2 protein-coding genes are annotated in these 1,466 nt (G+C 69.9%); both read left to right on the forward strand.

Features of this window, described 5'->3' with window-relative positions:
- Nucleotides 1–133 precede the first annotated feature (133 nt).
- Nucleotides 134–541 (forward strand): hypothetical protein, encoded by a 408-nt coding sequence (locus IG54_RS38920; RefSeq protein WP_037898470.1) that lies wholly within the window; start codon nt 134–136, stop codon nt 539–541.
- 74 nt (nt 542–615) lie between these two features.
- Nucleotides 616–1,335 carry a hypothetical protein gene (locus tag IG54_RS0137205; protein ID WP_030795612.1) on the forward strand — a complete coding sequence of 240 codons (720 nt, stop codon included), beginning with the start codon at nt 616–618 and terminating at the stop codon, nt 1,333–1,335.
- Nucleotides 1,336–1,466: the final 131 nt, after the last annotated feature.

Genomic DNA, 1,466 nt, shown 5'->3' on the forward strand with positions numbered 1-1,466 from the left:
TGTGATCCAGATCACCCCCGAAACCCCCGTTTCAAGTGGACCCGGACCCCTAAATAAGGCAGAATTAGTGATGTCGGAAGGGGATGGCAGCCCCGGACGGCGAACCCCGAACCTTCAACACCAGGGAGCGACCGTGACCGTCAAGACCGAATGGATCGACACGAAAGACGTGCAGGTGGGCGACAAGATCGCCTGTCTGTTGAGCGACGCCCGCGCCTACCCGCGCGTCACCGGCTGGACGGACCGCGTGCTGAAGCTGAGCGACGTCACGCACCGGACGTTCCAGGTCAGCGGTGCGCCGTGGTGGGCGGAGGACATGACCACCTTCGACCTGGCGGGACAGGCGCTGATCGTCTCGCGGGAGGTGACGGAGGACCAGGAGCCCGAGCGCGGGGACGGCGCGGGGATGCCGTCCATCGAGCAGATGCAGAGCTGGATGTCCGACGGCGGAGCCGAAGCCCGCGACGGGTGCTGGGTGGAGCCGGACGGCACCTGTGAGCACGGGTCGCCGTCGTGGCTGCTGGCCATCGGCGTGATCTGACGCCGTGGCCGGTCGGGCGGGGGCGAGGCCCCCGCCCACTCCCCGAACGCTCCAACGAACAGAAGGACTTCCCCGTGGTCATCGCGTCCCCGTACACCATCGAACACTCCGCCCAGTGCCCGCCCGTCGACCCGCGCAGCAAGACACGGCTTGACTGCCGCCGTTGTGACAGGACCCGGGAGTACGGGCCGTACTGGATCGACGCCGAGAAGCCCGTCACCTGCGGCACCTGCGGTGCGAACGATGCCCCCACCCCCGCCGACCCCCGATTCATCGGGTATGCCGGACACCACTCACGGCCCGAGAACTGGCGCTCCGCGTGCTCCGGTGAGTACCTGGCACACGGCCGCGCGACCGCGGAGCGGTCGACCGAGCCCGGATGGATGCCGCTCGCGCACGTCCGTCTCGGCGACGTCATCACCCAGCGGGACAACTGGGGAAAGTGGGACGACCCCGCGATGGTGGTGGACATCGAGGAAGGCGAAGCGTCGCCGGGACACCCGCGCATCTTCGTCCGGTGGCTGAGCGACAACCCCCACCACGCTCGCGGCGTATGGGGAATGTGGGCCGCGCCGGGCACGCCGGTCCTGTTGGTCGAGGCGGCCACCGTCGAACCCCCAGCTGCCCACGTGAACGTCTACTACAGCAACGCGATCAGTCGCCGGAGCCAGGACTACTCACGGTGCTACCGGACCGACGCCGCCGCCCAGGCGGACATCCGGGAGTTCTGGCCGTACAACAACACGAGGTCCACCGTGTCCCGGTGCTGGTGCCGCCGCAACGAGCTCCGGTAAGTCGGAGGCGACGCGGCCCGCCCCCCGCCGATCCGGCCGGGGCGGGCCGCGTCGTGCTGTGCGGCGGCGGTAGCGGACACGCCTGGCGGCGTGGCGGTGTTGGTGGCCCGGTGCGTGCTCGCCGGCCCCGG

This window comes from Streptomyces sp. NRRL S-920, from assembly GCF_000717945.1.
Taxonomy (GTDB): Bacteria; Actinomycetota; Actinomycetes; order Streptomycetales; family Streptomycetaceae; genus Streptomyces; species Streptomyces alboniger.